Below are 20,577 nucleotides of genomic sequence, written 5' to 3' on the forward strand. Positions count from 1 at the left end.
AGGGACTCTCCTTGTGGCCTTCAATTAGCTTTCAACGCCAGGTTGTAGACCCTGTTGACTGCGCTGCGATGAAGTCGCGTAACGGCCGGTAAAGAGGATCTGCCGTCACGTTTTCCCGCTCACTCGCCCGCGTCTTCTGCCGGGACACCGTTGGCGAGTATCTCCAGCATACGCGCCTCGTCGATGATCTCGACGCCGTTCTCACGTGCCTTGTCGAGCTTGCTCCCGGCCTCTTCCCCGGCCACGAGGTAATGGGTTTTCTTGCTGACGGAGCCGGAAACCTTGGCACCGGCCGCCTCCAATTTATCCTTCGCTTCGTCGCGGCTCAGCGTAGGAAGGGTGCCGGTGATGACGAAGGTCAGGCCCGCCAAAGGCTTCGGAGCGCGCGCGGCGGGCTCGCCCTCTTCCCACGTCAAGCCACAGGCTCGCAGTTGCTCGACCACCTCGCGGTTGTGCGGCTGGTCGAAGAAGGTGCGCAGGCTTTGCGCCACCACCGGGCCGACGTCGTTCACTTCGAGCAGTTGCTCCTCGGTCGCGTCCATGATCGCGTCCAGCTTGCCGAAGTGCTTGGCCAGGTCCTTCGCAGTGGTCTCGCCCACGTGGCGGATGCCCAGGCCGAACAGGAAGCGCGGCAGCGTGGTCTTTTTCGAGGCTTCGAGCGCATCGACAAGGTTTTTCGCCGACTTCTCGGCCATGCGCTCCAGCCCGGCCAGCGTGGTGAAGCCCAGCTTGTAGAGATCGGGCAAGGTGCGGATCAGGTTGGCGTCGACAAGCTGTTCGACCAGCTTGTCGCCCAGCCCATCGACATCGACCGCGCGCCGCGCCGCGAAGTGCAGGATGGCTTCCTTGCGCTGCGCAGCGCAGAACAAGCCGCCAGTGCAGCGGTAGTCGACCTCACCCTCCTCGCGTACGGCTTCCGAGTCGCACACGGGGCATTTGTGCGGCATGGTGAACTGCGGGCCGCGCTCGCCCTCTGGTTTTGCGAGGCTTTCGGGCACCACGCCAACCACTTCGGGAATCACATCGCCCGCGCGGCGCACGATCACCGTGTCGCCCACGCGCACGTCCTTGCGGCGCGCTTCGTCTTCGTTGTGCAGCGTGGCGTTGGTCACGGTCACGCCGCCGACGAACACCGGCGCGAGCTTGGCCACCGGCGTGAGCTTGCCTGTACGCCCAACCTGGATCTCGATGCCGACCACTTCGGTCAGTTGCTCCTGGGCCGGGTACTTGTGAGCCACGGCCCAGCGCGGCTCGCGCGAGACAAAGCCCAGCTGCCGCTGCAGCTCGATGCTGTCGACCTTGTAGACAACGCCGTCGATGTCGTAGGGCAAGGCATCGCGCTGGCGGCCGATGTTTTCGTGAAACGCTATGAGTTCAATAGCACCCGTAGCCCGCGCCGTCTGCGTTGCCACTGGAAAGCCCCACGCATGAAACTGCTGCAGCCAGTCGAACTGCGTCGGACAGTCGGGCCCGCCTTCGGCCGCCGGCGTGACTTCGCCCAGCCCATAGGCAAAGAAGCTCAGGGGCCGCGCCGCGGCAATCGCCGGGTCGAGCTGACGCACCGCGCCGGCTGCCGCATTGCGCGGATTGACGAACACCTTCTCGTTCTTCTGCCCACCCGCGATCTTCTGGCGCTGGCGCTCGTTGAGCGCATCGAAATCGGCACGCTTCATGTAGACCTCGCCGCGCACCTCGACCACGGGCGGCGCCGTGCCGTTGAGCCGCAAGGGAATCTCGCGCACGGTGCGGATGTTCTGCGTGACCTCTTCGCCCACCTCGCCGTCGCCGCGCGTGGCGGCCTGCACGAGCACGCCGTTCTCGTAGCGCAGGTTCATGGCGAGGCCGTCGAACTTCAGCTCGCAGACATAGCTGACCTGCGGCCCGTCCTCGGGCAAGCCCAGCTCCTTTCGCACGCGCGCATCGAAGGCGCTCGCGCCGCCGGGCGTGATGTCGGTCTCGGTGCGGATCGACAGCATCGGCACCTTGTGGCGCACCTTGACGAAACCGTCGAGCACCTTGCCGCCCACGCGCTGCGTCGGCGAATCGGGCGTGCGCAGGTCGGGGTACTCGGCCTCGATGGCCTGCAGGCGCTGGAAGAGCTTGTCGTACTCCGCGTCCGGCAGTTCGGGCGTGTCGAGCACGTAGTAGAGGTGGGCGTGCCGGTGGAGCTGTTCGCTCAGTGCGGCGGCTTCGCGTGCCGCTTCGTCGCGCGTCGTCATGGGGTGTCTCCCGAAGGTCGGAGTTGTTAGCTGAAGAGGCGTCGCGCCAGCGGAGAACCCGCAGCGAGGTCGCGCGCATCGAGCGTGTCGTAGAGCTGCTCGAGGTCAGCGCCGATCACGTCCATCGTCTCGTCGCGCAGCAGTTGGCCGTCGCTGTCGGTGACCACGCCGTCCATTTCGCGCGCCAGCGTGGCGGCGGCTTCGCGCATGCGGCGGAACGGCTCTTCGCCGCGATCGACCTGCGGCACATCGAGGCTCAGGCTGAGTTCGCGAATGGCCGATTGGGCTGGGTCGTCGGCCAGCGCAGCCTGCGTGTCGAAGGCCAGCCCGAGGACCGGCGGCAAACCAACTTCGCTGGTCGGCAGCACCATGCGCCCCGGAATGATGCCGGCCACGAAGCCGAGCCGCGCCGCGTTCTGCTGCACATAGCCCGGGCTCCAGGCCGCATGCAATGCGCGCAGAACAAAGCCCAGCTGCGCGTCGTGCGCGCTGGCGAACTGGTCGAGCTCGCGGGCGCGTGCCACTTCGTCGAGCATCTCGGGGAACTCGGGCGCGCCGTTGACCGCGTCGGCAAATGCCTGCGCCTTGACCACGAATTCGGAGTACTCGATTTCGTTGAGCGCGCCCGTGCGGTTGGCCAGCTGCACGCCGACCTGGAAGGCGCTGTAACGCTGCCCGGGCACGGGCGGCTCCCACTGCCCGTTGTGTTCGTTCAGGCCCTCGATGGCCACTGGCTTGCTACCGGCGCGCCGCGTCGACGGCATGGCGGCAATGGCGGCGTCACCGGACGCGAGCCCGTCGAGCGAGATCGGCGCGATCACGTCGATCAGCGGATCGAGCCCGCCGCGGCGCTCGCCGGTCGGTACGGGCACGCCGCTGGGCGCCGGCAGGTCGGGGTCGAATAAAGGCTCGTGGCGATCGGCGCCCTGCTGCACCTGGTACGGGTCGACGTGCAGCATCGGCTCCGCGCCGTCGGGCGAGCCCGACATTGCGCGCTCTGCATCGGCCAGCGCGAGGTCGACCGCATCGGGCTGCCGCGGTGCATTGCGGCGCGACATCATGGCCTCGTAGCCCACGACGGCCGCGAGAACGAGGCCGCCGAAGATTGCCAGGGCGAGAGTGAGGTTGCTCATGGGTGCCGCTCGGCTTACGCGGCTTCGACCATCGAGACCGCCGACTCCATATCGACCGCGACGATGCGCGACACGCCCTGCTCCTGCATCGTCACGCCGATCAGTTGCTCGGCCATTTCCATGGCGATCTTGTTGTGGCTGATGAAGAGGAACTGGGTTTCACGGCTCATGGCGGTGACGAGTTTGGCATAGCGCTCGGTGTTCGCGTCGTCCAGCGGCGCGTCCACTTCGTCGAGCAGACAGAAAGGCGCCGGGTTCAGCTGGAAGATGGCGAACACGAGCGCAATGGCCGTGAGCGCCTTCTCGCCGCCCGAGAGCAGGTGGATGGTCTGGTTCTTCTTGCCCGGGGGCTGGGCCATCACCTGCACGCCGGAGTCGAGGATTTCGTCGCCGGTCATCATCAGCTTGGCATTGCCACCACCGAACAGCTCCGGGAACATACGGCTGAAGTGCTCATTGACGATCTTGAAGGTGCCGCCGAGCAGGTCGCGCGTTTCGGCGTCGATCTTGCGGATGGCGTCTTCGAGCGTGCCGATGGCTTCGTTCAGGTCGGCCGACTGGGCGTCGAGGAAGGTCTTGCGTTCGCTGGCAATGGCCAGTTCGTCGAGCGCGGCCAGGTTCACCGCGCCGAGCGCGACCACCTCGCGGTTGAGGCGGTCGATTTCGCTTTGCAGGCCGGTGAGCTTCACCTTGTCGGTTTCGATCGATTGCTCGACGGCCTCAAGGTCGGCGCCGGCGTCGTCCAGCAGCTGCTGATATTGCTCTACGCCCAGGCGCGCGGCCTGCTCTTTCAACTGGAACTCGGTGATGCGCTGGCGCAGCGGGTCGAGTTCTCGCTCGAGCTGCAGGCGGCGCTCGTCGCTGGCGCGCAGCTTGAGCGTGAGGTCGTCGTACTGGCTGCGCGCCGAGCCCAGCGCGGTTTCGCGTTCGAGCTTGAGGGCCAGGGCATCTTGCAGGCCGGCTTGCGCGGCGGCGTCGGACAGGCGACTCAGCTCGGCACGGGCGCGCTCGTCTTCGTCGGTGAGCGCCACGGTCTGCTGCATTGCCGTTTCAATGGAGCGGTTGAGTTCCGCGCGGCGAGCTTCGAGCGTGCGCTGCGAGAAGGTCGCTTCCTGCGCCTGGCGTTCGAGGCTGCGGTGCTGCTCGCGGCTCGCGGCCAGTGCGCGGCTGGCCTCGATCACGCGCTCGTCGAGTTCGGCATGGCGCTCCTGGCTGTCGGCCAGCTGCATGTCGAGCTCTTCGAAGCGGCCTTCGGCAGCGATGCGTTTTTCCTGCAGTTCTTCGAGCTGCGCGTCGACTTCGCCGAGATCGGCGGCCAACTGTTGGCTGCGGGCACGGGTCTGCTCGGCCAGCTGCGTCATGCGCAGGGTCTCGACCTGCAGTTCGTGCGCGCGCGACTGGGTTTCAGCGGCTTCGCGTCGCGCAGTCACGAGGCGCTGGGCGGCGTCGGCGTAAGCGGCTTCAGCGCGGACCAGCGCGGTGCGCGCCTCTTCGTTGATGAGCGTCTGGGCGCGCAGCTGGCGCTCCAGGTTTTCCATTTCCTGCTGGCGAGCCAGCAGGCCAGCCTGCTCGGAGTCGGGTGCGTAGAAATTAACGCTGTGCGAGGACACGGCATGGCCGCTGCGCACATAGATGACTTCGCCGGGCTGCAGCGTGGCGCGCTGGGCCAGCGCCTCTTCGAAGCTCGCGGCGGTGTAGCAACCGTGCAGCCAGTCGTTCAGCAAGGCCTGTTGCCCCGCATCGTTCAGGCGCAGCAGGCTCGACAGGCGCGGCAACGCGGCGGCGCCTTCGGGTGCTCCGGCGGCCGGCGGACTGTAGAAGGCGAGCTTGGCGGGCGGCGCATCGTTGCCGAAGGCACGCACCATCTCCAGGCGGCTGACTTCGAGCGCGCCCAGGCGCTCGCGCAGCGCGGCTTCGAGCGCGCTTTCCCAGCCCTGTTCGATGTGGATGCGGCTCCACAGGCCCTGCAGGCCGTCGAGGCCGTGCTTGGCGAGCCAGGGAGCCAGTTTGCCATCGGTCTTGACCTTTTCCTGCAGCGCGCGCAGCGCCTCAAGGCGGGCCGAGTACTCGGCGTGGCGGGCGCCCTCGGTGTTGACGGCCTGCTGCTTGGCGCGGCGGTCGTCGTCGAGCTGCGGCACGGCTTCCTGCAATTCGTGCAGGCGCGCTTCGGCTTCGCTGACGGCTTCCTGCGCCATGGCGTGCTGCTCTTGCATGTCGAGCAGGCGGGCTTCGTCGGGCGCGGCCAGCGCGTTCTGGTCGGCGCGCAGGCGTTCGCTGCGCTGCGTGAGCTGGCGGCTTTGTTCTTCGATGTTGCGCTGGTCGGCGGCCAGCACCTGGATCTGCTGCTGCACCTGCGACACGGTCGTGCGCTGGGTGTTGGCTTCGTCCTGCGCACGCTGCACGGCTTCTTCGAGGTCGGGCATGCGCGCGTCGTGCTCTTCGAGCTGGGCGGCCAGCATGATGGCCTGCTCTTCGGCGTCCACGCCCGCGCCGGCCAGGGTTTCGATCTCGGTTTCGGCTTCTTCGCGGCGACGGCCCCACTGGCCCATCTGCTCGCGCAGTTGCACAAGACGCTGCTCGACGCGCTGGCGGCCTTCGACCACGAAGCGGATCTCGCCCTCGAGCCGGCCGACTTCGGCGCTGGCCTCGTAGAGCTTGCCCTGCGCCTGGTTGACCTGGTCGCCGGCCCCGTAGTGGGCCTGGCGCACGGTTTCGAGTTCGGCTTCGATGTGGCGCAGGTCTGCCGTGCGCGATTCGAGGTCGTTGATGGCCTTTTCGGAGTCGGCCTTGATCTTGGACTGGTCGGCGTTGCTTTCGCTGCGCTTCAGGAACCACAGCTGATGCTGCTTCTTCGTGGCGTCGCCCTGCAGCGTGTTGTAGCGCGCGGCCACCTCGGCCTGCTTTTCGAGCTTCTCGAGGTTGGCGTTGAGTTCGCGAAGAATGTCTTCGACCCGCGTGAGGTTCTCGCGCGTGTCGCCCAGGCGGTTTTCGGTTTCGCGGCGGCGCTCCTTGTACTTGGAAACGCCTGCGGCTTCTTCGAGGAACAGGCGCAGTTCCTCGGGCTTCGATTCGATGATCCGGCTGATCGTGCCCTGGCCGATGATGGCGTAGGCGCGGGGCCCGAGGCCCGTGCCCAGGAACACGTCCTGCACGTCGCGGCGGCGCACCGGCTGGTTGTTGATGTAGTAACTGCTGGTGCCATCGCGGGTGAGCACGCGGCGCACGGCAATTTCGCCGAACTGGTTCCATTGGCCGCCGGCGCGGTGGTCGGCGTTGTCGAACACCAGTTCCACGCTCGAACGGCTGGCCTGCTTGCGGGTGGTCGTGCCGTTGAAGATCACGTCCTGCATCGATTCGCCGCGCAACTCCGACGCACGCGACTCGCCGAGCACCCAGCGCACCGCGTCCATGATGTTCGACTTGCCGCAACCGTTGGGCCCGACAACGCCGACCAGTTGGCCCGGCAGCAGGAAGTTGGTGGGTTCGGCGAACGACTTGAAGCCCGAAAGCTTGATGGAATTAAGACGCACGACTTGTCGGCCTGCCTTGGCTGTAGCGCCAAGGTATTGATTTGTAAGGAAAATTGCACGGGCCCGCAGCTTGATGCAGGCCGCCGCCCCAGCCGTGGATGATAACGTCAGGGCATGAGCGATTCCCCGGTTTCACCCCTTGCCGTAAGACGAACCTGGCTGTTGGCGGGCACGGCCGCCCTGCTCGGTCTTGCCGGCTGCTCGTCGGTACGCGACACCCAACGCGCCGAACCCTACAACAACCAGGAATGGCTGCAGTCCGGCGCCAACCGCATCGCGAACCTGTCATTGCGCGACAACCTGCAGTCGGTGCGCCGGGTCCAGAGCACCCTGTACAAGCGCAACCCGCGCGAATGGCGCAAGTCGGCCGCCAGCATGGACGAAGCCACCCAGCGCGCCTGGGACGCCGTGCTCAAGGGCCCGCCCCTGCCTGAGCTGAAGGGCGCCACCGGCATCGACGCGATCCGCATGGCCTTCGACACCGGCCCCCAGGGCTACCAGGGCGACCGCGTGGCGGCGCTGGTGGTCGGCTGGGCCACGATGCTCAAGCAGGCCAACGGCGACACCTGGGACCAGACCATGATCGACGGCGTCAACGCCGAGAACAGCTTCCGGGCCGCGCGCAACTTCGAAATTTCGCTCTGGCTCATTTCCTCCAAGACCGGCCCCGACGGCCAGCCGCTGCTGCTGGCCACCGAAATCAGCGACCGCGGCCGCAACCTCGTGGCCGACCGCGAACTGTCGAAAGTGGTGGCGCGACTCGACCTGCTGGCCGCCCAGGCCGACGAGAAATACCGCCGTGCGGCGCTCGACTTCGGCCAGAACTGGGTGATGGGTGTGGTCATGCCCTTCTTCACACTGCTGCCCAAGTGAGGTCGCGGGGAATGCAGTCTTTGGAAAGATATTTCCCAAATATGCATTTGCGGTAATATATTTCCGTGAACAAACAGGAACTCATCACCACCCTGACTGCCCGCCGCGAGGCCGCCGGCATCTCGAATGCCGAGATCGCGCTGCGCTCGGGGCTCACCGAGCGCTCCGTGCGCAACGCGCTGAGCCTGCGGGGCAATCCGCAGCTGTCTTCGCTACTGGCGCTGGTCGATGCACTGGGGCTCGAACTGCAGCTTGCGCCCAAGGGCTTCGGTGAAACGACGGCAACCGATGCCGGCTATCGCCCCGTGACCACGCGCGTCGGCCATGCCGTGGCGCAGGCGCCCGCCCCGCCCTACATCAAGCGCCGCTCGCCGCAATGAACGTCAAGATCCTCGAGATTTCGCTCGGCGCACGCCGCTTCGGCAAGCTGTTCCAGTACGCCGACCTGTGCCGCTTCGTGGCAGAGCCCGAGCTGGTCGCCAGTCCGTCGCCCGAAGTGCTGTCGCTCTCGATGGTGGCGAGCGATTCAGCCACCCAGTCGGCGCTGTGGAGCGACGTCAAGAACCCGTTGTTCAACGCCCAGAGCGGCCTGCTGCCCAGCTTTTTCCAGAACCTGCTGCCCGAGGGCGTGCTGCGCAGCCACATCGCGCAGCTTCGCGGCTGCCGCGAGAACGACTATTTCGAGCTGCTCGCGGCCTGTGGCGGCGACCTGCCCGGTGCCGTGAGCGCCAGGCCCGTGTCGGTAGACCGCGGCACGCTGCAGCGGCTCATCACGCAGGACCAGGATGCGCTGGAGATGTCGGTGGTCGAGCTGCCGATGCCGCAGGGCATTTCGGTCTCGGGCGTGCAGCCCAAGCTGGGCCTGCGCCGCCAGGGCGGACGGTATGTCGCCCGCACGCGGGCCGGCGCGAGCACACGGGTCATCGCCAAGCTGCCGGTCGCCGGCAGGCCGCACATGCCGCAACTCGAGATGCTGTCACTGCAGATGGCCGGCGCGGCGGGCGTCGAGGTTTGCCATGCCGAACTCGCCCCGCTCTCAGCCATTGCCGCAGAGCACAGCTATGCGCTGCCCGACGAACCCGAGTTTCTGGCAGTGACGCGTTTCGACCGCGACGGCGCGCGCCGCATCCATTTTGAAGACTTCGCGCAGGTGCTGGCGATCGACCCGATGCGCAAGTACGGCGCGAGCTACCTCGACATGGCGCTCGCGATGCGCGCCTTTCCGTCGCTGGGGGACGAAGCGGTGCTCGAACTCGTGCGACGCCTTGCAGTGAACGACCTGCTCGGCAACCCCGATGCGCATCTGAAGAACTTCGGCGTGCTGTACCCCGATGGCATCGCGCCGCGCTTTGCCCCGGCCTACGACATCGTCGCGTACGCAGCGCTGCAAGGTGTCGACGGCCACGCCTTGCCATTGCTGCCCGCAGCCGCCGGCACGGCCAGGCGCACGGCCCTGTTCACGCCTGCCAGCGTGCGCGCCTTCTGCTTCTCGACCGGGCTGCACGAGCCGCTGGTGCGCCGTGTGATCGCGGACACCGCGCGGCTCGCCCGCGACAAGTGGCCCGCAATGATCGAAGCCTCGGCGCTGCCGGCCCCGTGGAAGAAACGGCTGCAGCAGCGCTTGCAGGCACATCCCTTGCTGCAAGCCATTTCAAAAGGTGGCAAACAAAAAGAAAAAGCAGCCCCCTAGAATGAATCAGCCCTCCACCCCCTCCTCAACCCATTCGAGGCAGCATCAACTCATGAGCTCCATCAATTTCATCGGCGGCGAAAAAGGCGGTGTCGGCAAGTCGGTCACCGCGCGCGTGCTGGCGCAGTACTTCATCGACCACAGCCGCCCCTTCACCGGCTTCGACACCGACCGCTCGCACAGCTCGTTCACGCGCTTCTACGAAGGCTTTGCCTCACCCGTGGTGGTCGACAGCTTCGAAGGGCTCGACACGGTCGTCAATGGCTTCGAGACCAACCCGCAGCAAAGCGTGATCGTCGACCTCGCGGCCCAGACGCTGGCGCCGCTGTCGCGCTGGATCAAGGAGTCGGACCTGTTCGACGTGTTCGCCGAGATCGGTGTCACGGTCAATTTCTGGCACGTGCTGGACGACGGCAAGGACTCGACCGACTTGCTCGGCTCGCTGATCGACACCTTCGGCAACCGGCCCAACTACATCGTGGTGCAGAACTACGGGCGTGGCAGCGACTTCGGGATGCTGCTGGGTTCGCAATCGCTTTCGAAGGCCACGGCCAACGGCGCTCGCGTGATTGCGCTGCCACGTTTGCATGACGCGAGCATGCGGAAGATCGATGCGCAGAACACCAGCTTCTGGAAGGCCGTGAACGACCGCGAAGGGCCACATGCCCTGGGGCTGTTGGAACGGCAACGCGTGAAGTCTTGGCTGGCTACGGTTTACGCTGCGTTCGATACGTTGCCTCTTTAAGTCCTTCATGCGGTCGGTCGAGATTCCGCCCTGAACACTTGACCTGACTCGACATCCAAAAAACCCAAAAGAGGGAGATTCACCTTGGACATCCACGTCAACCGAAATGGTCAGGCTTTCGGCCCCTACGAAGAGAGCGAGGCCAGGTCGCTGTATGCCCGGGGAAATATCGCTGTGACAGACTTGGTCTGGCGCGATGGAATGGCCGAATGGCAAACGGCCTTGCAACTCTTCGGCGCGCGAACGACGCACTCCGTTGCGCCTCCCATTGTCCCGCCGCCCCTTCTGCCGGCCCATCAGGTGCCCCCTGTGCCAGGCTACGCCGCACCGCCGTCCTCCTACGGAGCACAAGCCTCGATGCCACAGGAGAACCTGCCACCCAAATTGCACTGGGGGCTGGTCCTGTTGTTCACGGTACTGAGCTTCGGCATTTTTGCCATCGTCTGGCCGTTTATCCAGTCGACATGGGTGCGCAGTATCGATCCTCGATCCAATGCCACCATGTACCTGATCGGCTATGTGGTTCTGGCTGTCGTCGGGGGCGTGATCGATGCCTCCTCGGACTCTTCAGGCGCCCAGGGGTTTGGTGGGCTGCTTCAGATCCTGTCGTATGTGCTCTTCTATTGCGGGTGCTACTCGATGAGGCGCTCGATGATCGAGCACTACAACAGTGTCGAATCGATCGGGCTGCAACTCTCCAGAGCCATGACCTTCTTCTTCAGCATCTTCTACCTGCAGCATCACATGACGCGGATCGCCGCGTGGAAAAAGACCGGCAACATCAAGCCGCAGTAGCCGGCGATTCGGTGCCGCCCGGCACCGCGCTCGAAATCCGGCTCAGATCATCCCGCCATTGATCGAGATCACCTGCCCCGTGATGTAGGCGGCTTCCTCACTAGCCAGGAACGCCGCCAGCGCCGCCACTTCCTGCGGCGTCCCCGCCCGCTTCACCGGCACCATCTGGTTGATGACCGCCTGGTCGAACACCGCATCCGCCATCGGCGATGCAATGATCCCTGGCGCAATCGCATTCACCGTCACCCCGCGCGACGCCACTTCGAGTGACAGAGCCTTGGTCGCACTGTTCAGCGCCCCCTTGGCAGCGGCGTAGTTGACCTGCCCCCGGTTGCCCGCAATCGCGGCCACCGACGAGATGTTCAAAATGCGGCCCCACCGCGTGCGCATCATCGGCAGCAGCAAGGGCTGCGTGACGCGGAAGAAGCCGTTGAGCGATACGTCGATCACCTTGTGCCACTGCTCGGCGCGCATGCCCGGCAGTACGGCGTCGTCGTGCACGCCCGCGTTGTTGACGAGGATCTGGACCGCCCCGCCCTCCAGGATGCGCGCGCATGCCGCTGCAGAAGCCTCGTCGCTGCGCAGATCGAACACGTGGCATTCCGCCTTGCCGCCCGCGGTCGTGATCGATGCCGCCAGTTGCTCGACCGCCTCGGGCCGCGAGTTGGCATGCAGCAGCACCGTGGCGCCGTCGCGTGCCAGGCGCTCGGCCATGGCAGCGCCGAGTGCGCCGCTTGCGCCGGTGATGAGTGCGCGTTTTCCTTCGAGGCTCATGGCGATGTCGTGCTTTCTTGTTGTTCTGCTGCGAGCGGCGTGTTCAGGACCACGACGGCACGGCCTTCGGCCAGCATGCGGCCGTCGTCGGCCTTGACGGTGAATTCATAGAGGATCTGACGATCGTCGCCCGACAGGCGCCGGGCACCTACCTGCAAGGCGCCGGGTACGTCGTCGAGGCGTGCCACCGCAAGCTTCACGTTGCGCGCGCTCGCCAGGAAACCGGCCGATGGCGTGCTGCCCTCGGTGGCCAGCAAGCCGCCGTGCAGCGCCATGGCCTGCGCCGCGTACTCGATTGCGTTCGGTGCGAGCAGGCCGCCTTCCGTGCGCAGCGGGTTACCCGCTTGCGCATGGGTCGTGGTGCTGCAGTGGATCGCGTCGGCGTCCCAGCTCTCGAGTCGCTCCAGCAGGCACATGCTGCCGCTGTGCGGAATGCGCTGCGCAATGCCCGCGCGGTCGAGCGTCTGCGGTGCAGTCAAGCTGCGGCCTCCAGGTCGGCCACCAGCAGCACGTTGGCAAACGGCGTTCCTTCGCTCATCGGAATGCTCTGCACGCGGAAGCCCAGGCGCTGCAGCAGCGCGGTCCAGTCGGCCAGCGGACGGCCCCAGGTCGGCGAGACCTTGTGGCCGCGGATGCGCGTCACCGTGCGGTCGACCCACTGGCTGATTGCGAAGCCACGGCGGCTCGATGCATCGCCCACGCGCAGCAGCAGCCGTGCGTGCGGATTGCCGCCACGATGCAAGGCGTCGCGCACGCGCTGGAGCACGCCTTCTTGTGCTTCGAGGTTCACGTAATGCAGCACGTCGAGGATCACGACGAGGTCGCAGTCCGGCAAGGCGGCCGAGCACATGTCGGCGCAGACGAGCCTGGGCGTGGGCTCCAGATGGCCAATGGAGGCCTCGGCGCGCGCCACGTCTTTCGGCATCAGCTCGATGCCGGTGTAGTCGGCGCTGTGCGGCGTGGCAAGCCATGACGACGGCCAACGGCCCTGCTTCTGCATCGCACTCATCGATGCCAGCAGGCTCGCGAACAGGCCCTGCCCGCAACCGATGTCGACCACGCGGCGGTGCGGCGCACCGAACAGCCCGCGCTCGAGCAGCCCGCGAAACACCGGGTCGCGCCCCAGCTTGCCGCGCGCGAAGTGCCAGGCGAAGCTGCCGCCCTTCTTGTAGGGAATGGTCGCGGCTTCATGCAGTTCGCGCCAAGCGCTATCGGTCGACAACATCACGGCGCTCATGACGTCAGCCCTTCAGGCAGGGTCACAGAGCGCAATCCATCGGCGCGCAGGCGTTCGAGCAACAAGGGCAATACCTCCAGCAAAACAGGTTGTCCCGCAGCGGTGCGCGCGGCATTGCCGTCGTGCAGCAACAGGATGTCGCGCGCCTGCAGGTTGTGGCTCAGGCGTGCCATCACCTTGGCGGCGTCGCCTTCGCGCGTGTCGAAGCCGCGCCGCGTCCAGCTCACGAGCGAGAGGCCGAGGCGGTGCAGCACGGGTTCGAGGAACGGGTTGCGCAGGCCGGCGGGCGCGCGGAAACAGGTTGGGCGCTGGCTGGTGACGTCGCTCAGGATGTCCTGCGCCCGCGCGATTTCGGCAGCGAAACCGCGTGGGCCGAGAAAGGAAAAATTGTGTCGATGCCGCGCCGTGTGGTTCTGGATGCTATGGCCGCGTGCCACGATCTCTCGCGCCAGTTCGGGATGTGCCAGCACGCGCTCGGCGATGCAGAAGAAGGTGGCGCGCTGGCCGTGCGCGTCAAGCAGGTCGAGCACGCGCGGCGTTACCTCGGGCTCCGGCCCGTCGTCAATGGTGATCGCCACTTCGTGCCGCGCCGCAGCCGCTTCGGGCAGCCGCGTGACATTGGGGCCCAGCAGGCTGCTGCGCGGCGTCAGGCCGGCACCGGTGATCAGCGCATGGTTCAACACGATCGCGCCGATGGCCCATGGCAACGCTCCTGGCACCAGCACGCCCGCACCGATGGCCGCGACGTGCCACGCCGCGCTGGCGCGGATGGCCGGCGGCCAGGGCCAGGATTCGGTAGGTACGGGAGCGGTAGACATGAGGCCGGATTTTCCCCCGTCAGCCACGCGAAGCCTGCGAAGGCCCCACGCTGCGTGCGAATGCTGCCGAAAGCAACAGTGCCAGCAGCGCCCCGGGCGCAACCACGCGGCCGATGGACGACAGCGCCGGAATGTCCGAAATCGCGATCAGCCCGAACGACACCACGGTCGTCAGGTTGGCCAGCATCAGCGACGCCAGCGTGTCCTCGTCGGCCCGCCCGGTGGTGCGCAACTGGTCGAAGAACAGCGCGTAGTTGGACCCCACCGCCACGATCAGCAGCAGCCCCACCAGATGCAGGATGCCCAGCGCTGCCTGCAGCACGGCCATGCCGCCGAGCGTCAGCACCACCGCGAACACCAGCGGCTGGCACACGGCCAGCAGCCGGCGCCACGAACGCAGGTAGATGCCGAGCAGCAGCACCACCGCCAGTGCGCCGAGCAGCACCTGCACGAAGGCCTCGTGCAGATAGCGCTGATAGAGGCTCGCGAGTTCGCGGCCGACGTCGACCACCTGCACTTCGGGCAGGCCGGCCAGTGCCGCTTCAAGACGGCCCTGGTCGAACTTGGCGCCCGGATGCAGCACGACCAACGTGCCCCAGCCGCCGCCCGGGCGCTGGTACATCAGCGTGTTCAGGACCGCGCCGAGCGGCCCGGCGGCCAGTTCGGCGCGCTGCACCAGTGGCAGCTTGCGCGCAGCCTCGATGTCGGCCAGAAACGGCCCGAGCCGCGAAGCCGGCAGCGGCATGCCCTTGGTTGCTTCGGCCAGGTTGGCGCGCAGCGTTTCGGCGTCCGGCAGGGCTGCGATGCGCGCCGTCTGCACCTCTACGCTGGGCAGCACGCGCGTAACCGTTTCGTAGCCGACGAGTTCGCCCTGATCCACCAACGCATCGAGCCGCTGCGCCGCCGCTTCGGTGTTGCGCAGCGCGGCCTGTTCGTCGTCGCCATAGGCGACCACCAGCACGCCACCGTCGCTCGAGCCAATGTCGTTGCGCAGCATTTCGTCCAGCTGCTGGGCTGCCTTGGGCACCGGGCTCATCGCGCCAAGGTCGGCGCGCCACAGGTGGCCGCCCTGCCACAGCACCAGTGCCAGTGCTGCCACGCCCAGCGCGGCCAGCGGCCAGCGCAGACGCGGCAGGCCGCGCACCAGCGCGCCGGCCATCTGCGCCATGTATTTGCGCATGCCCATGCCGGTGGCACCGTCCGGCGCCAGCATCGGCAACACGTAACGCGTGGCCAGCGCGGCCGCAACGAGGCCTGCAATGGAAAACACACCCAGCTGCGCCAGCCCCGGAAAGCCCGAGAACACCAGTGCTGCAAAGCCGCACACCGAGGTCAGCAGCCCGAGCCGTACGGTCGGCCAGTTCAGGTCGCGCCAGCGCTGCCAGCCGGTGCCTGCCACGGCGGCGCCACGCGCCTGGATGAGGTAATAAATGGCGTAGTCGACCGTCTCCCCGATCAGCGTGCTGCCGAAACCCAGCGTGAGGCCATGCACCGAGCCGAACACCAGGCTCACGCTCGCGGTGCCGATCACCACGCCCGTGGCCACGGGCAGGAAGGCGATGACCAGCGCGCGTGGCGATGCAAACGCCAGCAACAGCAGCCCGCCCATCACGATGCCACCCACCACCGCGAGGTGGATCGCTTCGGTCTTGATCTTGTCGCGGCTCATCACCGAGAACACGGGCGGACCACTCAGCAGCAGCTTGGGCGCCGTGGCCTCCATGTCGCGCGTCGCGGCCGCGTAGGCGGCGTGCACGCGCGCAATGGCGATGGCTTGCGCGTCGAGGTCGCTGCCAGCGGCACGCGTAGTGGCGACCATCAGCGCGCGCGGCGCGGTGCGCGACATCCACACGCCGTCCTCGCTGCGCGGCGCGCTGGCGGGCGTCAGCTCCATGGCAATGCGCTGCGTCTCTCCCGTCGGGTCGCGATCAAGGAGGGGCTTGATCACGTTGCCGGCAGGCGTGCCCAGCATCGACAGCGTTTCGTTGATCGCGTCGCGCAAGCCCTCGGCAGTGAACTGCCCGGGCGTGACGCCGGGCGACAGCTGGTAGCGGTGCTGGAGCACCCAGTTTCCCGCCTCGCTCCAGTCGCCGACGTCTCCGTTCTGGATCAGGTCGAAGAGCTTGCTCTCGCGCATGTCCTTTGCCACCGCGCGCGACGCTGCGGCGCGCTGCTCGGCACTGCCGCCTTCGATGCCCAGCATCAGCGTGCGCGAGGCGACGCCGCTTTGCAGCTGCTCGATCAGCACGCGCTGGCGCACGTCGGGGCTCTTGGGCAGAAAGGCCGAGAGATCGGCGCCGATCTGCGTGCGCGCAATGACTACGGCGCCGCACAGCAGCACCAGCAGCCACGCCAGCAGCACGACCGCCCTGCGCCGCCAACCCGGCGGGCGGCCCGCCCGCTGCTGTGGCGTCACGGTGTGGTGCGTCCGGTGGCGCCGGACGGAGCCGCGTTGGCTGGCGCGGGTGCTGTGGCGCCCGGCGTGATGTTCATGGCCGAGCGGTCACCGCCGACAAACTCCATATCGAGCCCCAGCACGTCGCTCGCGCGGCCGCTGATGCGGATGCTGCGCACCTGCGCGGCCAGCCGGCTGTCCATCGGCACGAGGTCGAGCGTCCACTTGGCGGCGGAGCCCGACACGGTACTGCGGAAATAGCGCTGCAGCGTGGCGCCATCGCCGGTCAGCGTGCCGCGCATGGCTTCGACCAGGCCGAGCAGCTCGGGCATGCTGTCGAGCGCCAGCGTGCGGTTGCGGCCGCCGCGCGACAGCGTCAGCGTGTTGCCCTCGACCGCCATGGTTTCGACGCGTGGCGACAGCGTGCGGCGCACCAGCTTGTCGGGCGCGTCAAAGCTCAGCGTGCCGCTGGCGTCGAGCGGGCCTTCCAGGCCGTGCACGAAGCGCTGTTCGGTGAAGCGGGCCTCCCCGCTCTTCTGCTTGGCCAGCAGCGTCATCAGCTCGGGCAGGTCGAACGCCGCCCAGGCCGGCACGGCGCAGAAGGCCAGTGCGAGCACGCATGCCCTGCAAAGCCAGTCAAGCCGCATCTTCGAGCCAGAAATCATGGAAATTGAACCAGTTGTAGGGGTATGCGCGGCACAGCGCTTCAAGGCGTGCCACATAGGCTTCGACGGCCGCACGAATGCGCGCTTCGCGCTCCGCAGGGCTGCAAACCGGCTCGCCGAAGTCGGCCAGCGGGTCGAACCGAACATCGTAGCGAGCACCGCCGCCGTAGAGTCCGGCCATGAAAAACACCTTGCGGCGCAGCAAGGCCGCAAGTCGGAAGGGACCATCGTTGAAAACCGCGGGCTGCCCGAGAAACGGCAGCACGATGTTGTTGCCGCGCTGGTGCGCGGGCTGCTCTTCGCTGCCCGGCAGTGTGCGGTCGGCCAGCATGCCGCCCAGGCCGCCGCCGTCGAGCCAGTCGCGCAGGGCCAGCATCGAATGCGGCCGACCCAGCGCGATGACGTGCGGCCGCAATTCGGGCACGGCAATGGTGTTGAGGATGGCCGTGATGCGCTGCGCGTTGTCCGGGTACATCAGCATCGCCAGGCGCAGGTTGTGCTGGTGCGTCTGCTGCTTGCAGGCGCCCAGCGCCTCGAAGCTGCCGATGTGGGCGCCGAGCAGGAAGGCACCCCGCCCCCGCGCGATCTCGGCATCGATCGGGGCATTGCCTTCGATGCTGACCTTGAACAGGTCCAGGCGCCCGCGCAGAAAGTACACGCGGTCGAGCACCGTCGAGGCAAAGGCGTGCAGCAGGCGGAAGCCGTCGACCCAACCCGCCTGCGGACCGATGGCCCGGAACAGGTAGCGCTTGATGTGCCGGCGCTGCGCCGGCGCGAACAGCAGGAAGTAGAGCGCGATGGGCGGCAGCAGCAGGCGCGTGACGTGACGTCCGCACACAAGCGCCATCAGGACGATGAACCGCAGCGCAAGCATGTTGCTGCGCTCGGGCGCACGGGCCCAGTCGCCGCTTTCGCCTTTCGGTGCTGCCTGCCCTGCCCGGGTTGCCTCTTTCACGGCGCGCGCCTCGACGTCGGTGTGCTTCATCACGCGGACTCTTGCACGGCCGTCCAGCGGCCCGTGACAGCCACCACGCCGTCGCAACGCACGTCGAAACGCACGCCGCGACCGGGCCCGGCTTCCGGATGCAGCTCGATGGACAGCGCGGCGCCAGGCCGCACCGGCGCCAGGAACTTGGCTGCCGCAAGCGTGGGGTTGGCCCCCAGCCGCGCCATCAGAGCCGGCACGCGGCGAATGGCCTCCATGACCTCCGCCAGCACCAGCGCACCCGGCAGCAGCGGCTGCCCCGGGAAATGACCGGCAAAGACCGGGTGATCGGCCGGCACCACGTGAGCCATCTGCACCGGTGTGTCGTCTTCCGCGAGCTGCGCCAGCGCAAATTCGCGCAGCGCCCTCACGGTGAGCTTGCCCGTGCCTTCGCGCGGGAAGGCCTTGACCTGCACCACGCGGCGCGGCACGAACACGGGTTCGAGCCGCTGCCGCAGGGCCGCGATGATGTCGCCCCCCGAAAGCGTGGGCGCCACCACGAAAGCCACCGGCCGCACGACGCCGTCGGCTACCTCGTCGGGCAGCCAGAAGGCGCCGTCGTCCACGCCGGGAATGCTGTTGAGGTGAAAGTTCAGGTGCGCGAGCGAACTGCGTCGGCCCGCCACGTGAATCAGGTCGTTGGCCCGGCCGAACAGGCGGAAGCGGCGCTCGTCCAGCAGTTCGAGCACGTCTGCCATCGGCGTGGGCTCGGGTATGAAGTCGCCGCTGAAGATGAAGCGCTCGGGGCCACCGTCCGCCGAAGGCTCGGCGTGCACGCGGATCTCGCCGAATGTCTCCCAGATCTCGTTGTCGGTGGTGCGGCGCGTGGCGACCTGGCCCGACTCGGTGCTGCCGTAGATTTCGAGCAGCACGCCGCCCATGGCCTGCTCGGCCTGCTGCGCAAGCTGCGGCGACAGCGGCGCGGTGGCCGACAGGATCAGGTCGACCGGCGGCAGCTCGATGCCCGAGAGCAGCAATGTCTTGAGATGGAACGGCGTGGTCACCAGCGCGCGGGGCCGCGGCACCGAGGCTAGCGTCTTCGCCACGTCCGCCGGAAAGAAGGGCCGGCCGCTTTCGAAGGCAGCGCCGCCCAGCATTGCCAGCAGCACCGACGACTCCAGCCCGTAGCTGTGCTGCACCGGCACGGTTGCGACCAGCGTCAGGCCTTCCAGCGTGGGGCGCTCGAGCACCCGGCACAGCCGCTTCACGGCCACCGCCACGTCGCCCACCAGCGTGCCCCAGGTCTTGGCGTGCGGCTGCGGCACGCCGGTCGAGCCAGAGGTCAGCAGGCTTGCGGCGTGCATGGCTGCGTCGATCTGCGGCACGGGGCCCTCAGAACTCGCGCGGTTTTGGCCGTTTTCGACCAGCACGCGCTGCATGCCGGGCGTTTGCTGCTTCAGATCGTCAGTGAGCGCAAAAAGATGCGGGCCGCCGGATTCGAGCAGGCGCGAGAGCGTGTCAGGCCGCGCGTCGGGCGGCAGCAGGCTGGCATGGCCGCGCACCAGCGCCGCGCCCAGGCTTACGGCAAAGGCATAGCGGTCTACGCAGAGATTGACGGCGGAGCCCTCACCCGGAAGTTCGGGCGCGAAGCGGGCCACGTCGGCCAGGAACTGCCGCGTGCTCACCGGCACGCCGGCGCGCCAGGCCAGGATGGAATCTGGGTCTCGGTCGGTGAGCAGTGGCAGGAAACGGGTATCTGTCGTCACGCGGGCGGCGCCTGTGTCATTGGCCGCCGGGGCTGGTATCCACCGACGATGTGCCATAGAACGCGCGCACCGCATCCACGAGGCGCGTGCGTTCGAATTCGGGATGCAGCCGGTAGCGCACAAAGTGCTCGCCCACGAAGAGCAGCGTCACCATCACGGGCGACAGCACATTGGCGAACAACGACCAGTCGGAGAACGGCCGGGTCAGGTAGATGAGGATCGACGCCAGCACCGTCAGCGCAAAGAAGCCGGTCCAGATGCGCGTGAGCTGCGTGGTGTAGGACAGCATGTGCCCCTTGAGCGGGTGCACCCGCTGCGCGAACTGCGTGATCAGCGGCAGGCCCCGGCCACGCAGCGTGGAGCCGAACCAGCCGCACAGCGCGGCGTTGATGGCCACGTGCTGCAGCACGTACAAGCGGTTGGGATCGCCCGCCTCACCCAGGAAGACGAGCGAGAACCCGCCGATACCCAGAACAGCCACGGCGGCAAGGCCCCAGCGACCGAACCAGCTGGCGGCAAGGCCCATGGCCGCGAGCCAGAGCGGACCGAGCAACACCACGACCGCCCACGGTTCCGTGGCATGGAACAGCGTCATCCAGTGAGACAGGCCGGCATATGCCACGCCCGCCACCAGCAGGAGTGCTATTCGCCATCGTGACATGGGATCAGGAAGCCACGCGATGCTCGGCGACGTGGGTCGCGAGCGTGCGCAGCGACTGGAAAATCTGCTGGTTGCGTTCGTCGTCCGAACGCAGCTGGAAACCATAGCGGCGCGAGACTTCGAGCGCCACTTCGAGGATGTCGATCGAGTCGAGTCCGAGGCCTTCGCCGTAGAGCGGATCGGTCGGCACGATGTCCTCGGGGGCCACTTCGAGGTTCAGCGCGTTCACGAGCAGCACGGCCAGCTCTTTTTCGATCGGCGACTGTTCGGAGGCATCGCCAGTGGCGGGAATGGGGGGCTGAGCAGTCGATGACAAAAAAACCTCCTAAAACTTTTTCCTGAACTACCGTG

18 protein-coding genes are annotated in these 20,577 nt (G+C 67.2%); 5 read left to right on the forward strand and 13 right to left on the reverse strand.

The features are described from left to right. Nucleotides 1-119: 119 nt before the first annotated feature. From ligA to smc, 3 genes are read right to left on the reverse strand one after another with little or no spacing between them, the layout of a single operon-like run. Nucleotides 120-2,219: an NAD-dependent DNA ligase LigA gene (ligA, locus tag ACSFCA_RS00850; RefSeq protein WP_435458311.1), complete on the reverse strand. Its 2,100-nt coding sequence runs from the start codon at nt 2,217-2,219 to the stop codon at nt 120-122. Nucleotides 2,220-2,245: 26 nt separating this feature from the next. After that, nucleotides 2,246-3,352, reverse strand: coding sequence for a cell division protein ZipA C-terminal FtsZ-binding domain-containing protein (locus ACSFCA_RS00855; RefSeq protein ID WP_258354551.1), 1,107 nt, complete (start codon nt 3,350-3,352; stop codon nt 2,246-2,248). Between the two features lie 14 nt (nt 3,353-3,366). Beyond that, a complete protein-coding gene (smc, locus tag ACSFCA_RS00860) occupies nt 3,367-6,882 on the reverse strand; it encodes a chromosome segregation protein SMC (protein WP_435458312.1) in 3,516 nt (1,171 codons plus the stop codon). Nucleotides 6,883-6,996: 114 nt separating this feature from the next. On the opposite strand from smc, the gene ACSFCA_RS00865 reads away from it, so the two are divergent. The 5 genes from ACSFCA_RS00865 (at nt 6,997) to ACSFCA_RS00885 (ending at nt 10,985) form a co-directional block, all read left to right on the forward strand. Further along, nucleotides 6,997-7,755 (forward strand): hypothetical protein, encoded by a 759-nt coding sequence (locus ACSFCA_RS00865; protein ID WP_093073975.1) that lies wholly within the window; start codon nt 6,997-6,999, stop codon nt 7,753-7,755. Nucleotides 7,756-7,820: 65 nt separating this feature from the next. Next, entirely contained in the window at nt 7,821-8,135 is a 315-nt protein-coding gene (locus ACSFCA_RS00870) for a helix-turn-helix domain-containing protein (RefSeq protein ID WP_258354549.1), read from the forward strand. Next, nucleotides 8,132-9,445: a type II toxin-antitoxin system HipA family toxin gene (locus tag ACSFCA_RS00875; protein ID WP_435458313.1), complete on the forward strand. Its 1,314-nt coding sequence runs from the start codon at nt 8,132-8,134 to the stop codon at nt 9,443-9,445. The genes ACSFCA_RS00870 and ACSFCA_RS00875 overlap by 4 nt, the downstream gene beginning before the upstream one ends. 52 nt (nt 9,446-9,497) lie before the next feature. Continuing rightward, nucleotides 9,498-10,190 carry a P-loop NTPase family protein gene (locus ACSFCA_RS00880; RefSeq protein ID WP_093056939.1) on the forward strand — a complete coding sequence of 231 codons (693 nt, stop codon included), beginning with the start codon at nt 9,498-9,500 and terminating at the stop codon, nt 10,188-10,190. An 84-nt stretch (nt 10,191-10,274) separates the two neighbouring features. Next, the gene (locus ACSFCA_RS00885; protein WP_435458314.1) at nt 10,275-10,985 is read left to right on the forward strand and encodes a DUF4339 domain-containing protein; all 711 of its coding nucleotides are present in this window, start codon (nt 10,275-10,277) and stop codon (nt 10,983-10,985) included. Between the two features lie 42 nt (nt 10,986-11,027). Here the strand turns inward: ACSFCA_RS00885 and fabG are convergent, their stop codons facing one another. The 10 genes from fabG to ACSFCA_RS00935 are packed head-to-tail and all read right to left on the reverse strand — an operon-like array spanning nt 11,028 to nt 20,542. Next, nucleotides 11,028-11,759: a 3-oxoacyl-ACP reductase FabG gene (fabG, locus tag ACSFCA_RS00890; RefSeq protein ID WP_435458315.1), complete on the reverse strand. Its 732-nt coding sequence runs from the start codon at nt 11,757-11,759 to the stop codon at nt 11,028-11,030. Further along, nucleotides 11,756-12,238, reverse strand: coding sequence for a hotdog family protein (locus tag ACSFCA_RS00895; protein ID WP_258354545.1), 483 nt, complete (start codon nt 12,236-12,238; stop codon nt 11,756-11,758). The genes fabG and ACSFCA_RS00895 overlap by 4 nt, the downstream gene beginning before the upstream one ends. Then, the gene (locus ACSFCA_RS00900) at nt 12,235-12,996 is read right to left on the reverse strand and encodes a class I SAM-dependent methyltransferase (RefSeq protein ID WP_435458316.1); all 762 of its coding nucleotides are present in this window, start codon (nt 12,994-12,996) and stop codon (nt 12,235-12,237) included. The genes ACSFCA_RS00895 and ACSFCA_RS00900 overlap by 4 nt, the downstream gene beginning before the upstream one ends. Next, the gene (locus ACSFCA_RS00905) at nt 12,993-13,814 is read right to left on the reverse strand and encodes a polysaccharide deacetylase family protein (RefSeq protein WP_435458317.1); all 822 of its coding nucleotides are present in this window, start codon (nt 13,812-13,814) and stop codon (nt 12,993-12,995) included. The genes ACSFCA_RS00900 and ACSFCA_RS00905 overlap by 4 nt, the downstream gene beginning before the upstream one ends. Nucleotides 13,815-13,833: 19 nt before the next feature. Then, on the reverse strand, nt 13,834-16,230 hold the full coding sequence (locus ACSFCA_RS00910; protein WP_435458318.1) for an MMPL family transporter: 2,397 nt from the start codon (nt 16,228-16,230) through the stop codon (nt 13,834-13,836). Beyond that, nucleotides 16,227-16,856 carry a LolA-related protein gene (locus ACSFCA_RS00915; RefSeq protein ID WP_309148884.1) on the reverse strand — a complete coding sequence of 210 codons (630 nt, stop codon included), beginning with the start codon at nt 16,854-16,856 and terminating at the stop codon, nt 16,227-16,229. Before ACSFCA_RS00915 ends, ACSFCA_RS00910 begins: the two co-directional genes overlap by 4 nt. Then, nucleotides 16,846-17,859 carry an acyl-CoA synthetase gene (locus tag ACSFCA_RS00920; RefSeq protein WP_258354540.1) on the reverse strand — a complete coding sequence of 338 codons (1,014 nt, stop codon included), beginning with the start codon at nt 17,857-17,859 and terminating at the stop codon, nt 16,846-16,848. The genes ACSFCA_RS00915 and ACSFCA_RS00920 overlap by 11 nt, the downstream gene beginning before the upstream one ends. Next, complete coding sequence (locus ACSFCA_RS00925; RefSeq protein ID WP_435458319.1) at nt 17,859-19,565, reverse strand: AMP-binding protein; 1,707 nt, start codon at nt 19,563-19,565, stop codon at nt 17,859-17,861. Before ACSFCA_RS00925 ends, ACSFCA_RS00920 begins: the two co-directional genes overlap by 1 nt. A gap of 16 nt (nt 19,566-19,581) precedes the next feature. Beyond that, nucleotides 19,582-20,226, reverse strand: a complete 645-nt coding sequence (locus tag ACSFCA_RS00930) for a COG4648 family protein (protein WP_258354538.1) — start codon at nt 20,224-20,226, stop codon at nt 19,582-19,584. Nucleotides 20,227-20,230: 4 nt separating this feature from the next. Beyond that, complete coding sequence (locus tag ACSFCA_RS00935) at nt 20,231-20,542, reverse strand: phosphopantetheine-binding protein (protein ID WP_116908994.1); 312 nt, start codon at nt 20,540-20,542, stop codon at nt 20,231-20,233. Nucleotides 20,543-20,577 lie beyond the last annotated feature (35 nt).

Source organism: Variovorax multivorans (assembly GCF_051216835.1).
Lineage (GTDB): Bacteria > Pseudomonadota > Gammaproteobacteria > Burkholderiales > Burkholderiaceae_C > Variovorax.

Coding starts and splice junctions, on each gene's coding strand:
- ACSFCA_RS00915 (WP_309148884.1), bottom strand. CDS start 16,856: ATGCGGCTTGACTGGCTTTGCAGGGCATGCGTGCTCGCACTGGCCTTC.
- ACSFCA_RS00900 (WP_435458316.1), bottom strand. CDS start 12,996: ATGAGCGCCGTGATGTTGTCGACCGATAGCGCTTGGCGCGAACTGCAT.
- fabG (WP_435458315.1), bottom strand. CDS start 11,759: ATGAGCCTCGAAGGAAAACGCGCACTCATCACCGGCGCAAGCGGCGCA.
- ACSFCA_RS00905 (WP_435458317.1), bottom strand. CDS start 13,814: ATGTCTACCGCTCCCGTACCTACCGAATCCTGGCCCTGGCCGCCGGCC.
- ACSFCA_RS00855 (WP_258354551.1), bottom strand. CDS start 3,352: ATGAGCAACCTCACTCTCGCCCTGGCAATCTTCGGCGGCCTCGTTCTC.
- ACSFCA_RS00930 (WP_258354538.1), bottom strand. CDS start 20,226: ATGTCACGATGGCGAATAGCACTCCTGCTGGTGGCGGGCGTGGCATAT.
- ACSFCA_RS00865 (WP_093073975.1), top strand. CDS start 6,997: ATGAGCGATTCCCCGGTTTCACCCCTTGCCGTAAGACGAACCTGGCTG.
- ACSFCA_RS00880 (WP_093056939.1), top strand. CDS start 9,498: ATGAGCTCCATCAATTTCATCGGCGGCGAAAAAGGCGGTGTCGGCAAG.
- ACSFCA_RS00875 (WP_435458313.1), top strand. CDS start 8,132: ATGAACGTCAAGATCCTCGAGATTTCGCTCGGCGCACGCCGCTTCGGC.
- ligA (WP_435458311.1), bottom strand. CDS start 2,219: ATGACGACGCGCGACGAAGCGGCACGCGAAGCCGCCGCACTGAGCGAA.
- ACSFCA_RS00920 (WP_258354540.1), bottom strand. CDS start 17,859: ATGAAGCACACCGACGTCGAGGCGCGCGCCGTGAAAGAGGCAACCCGG.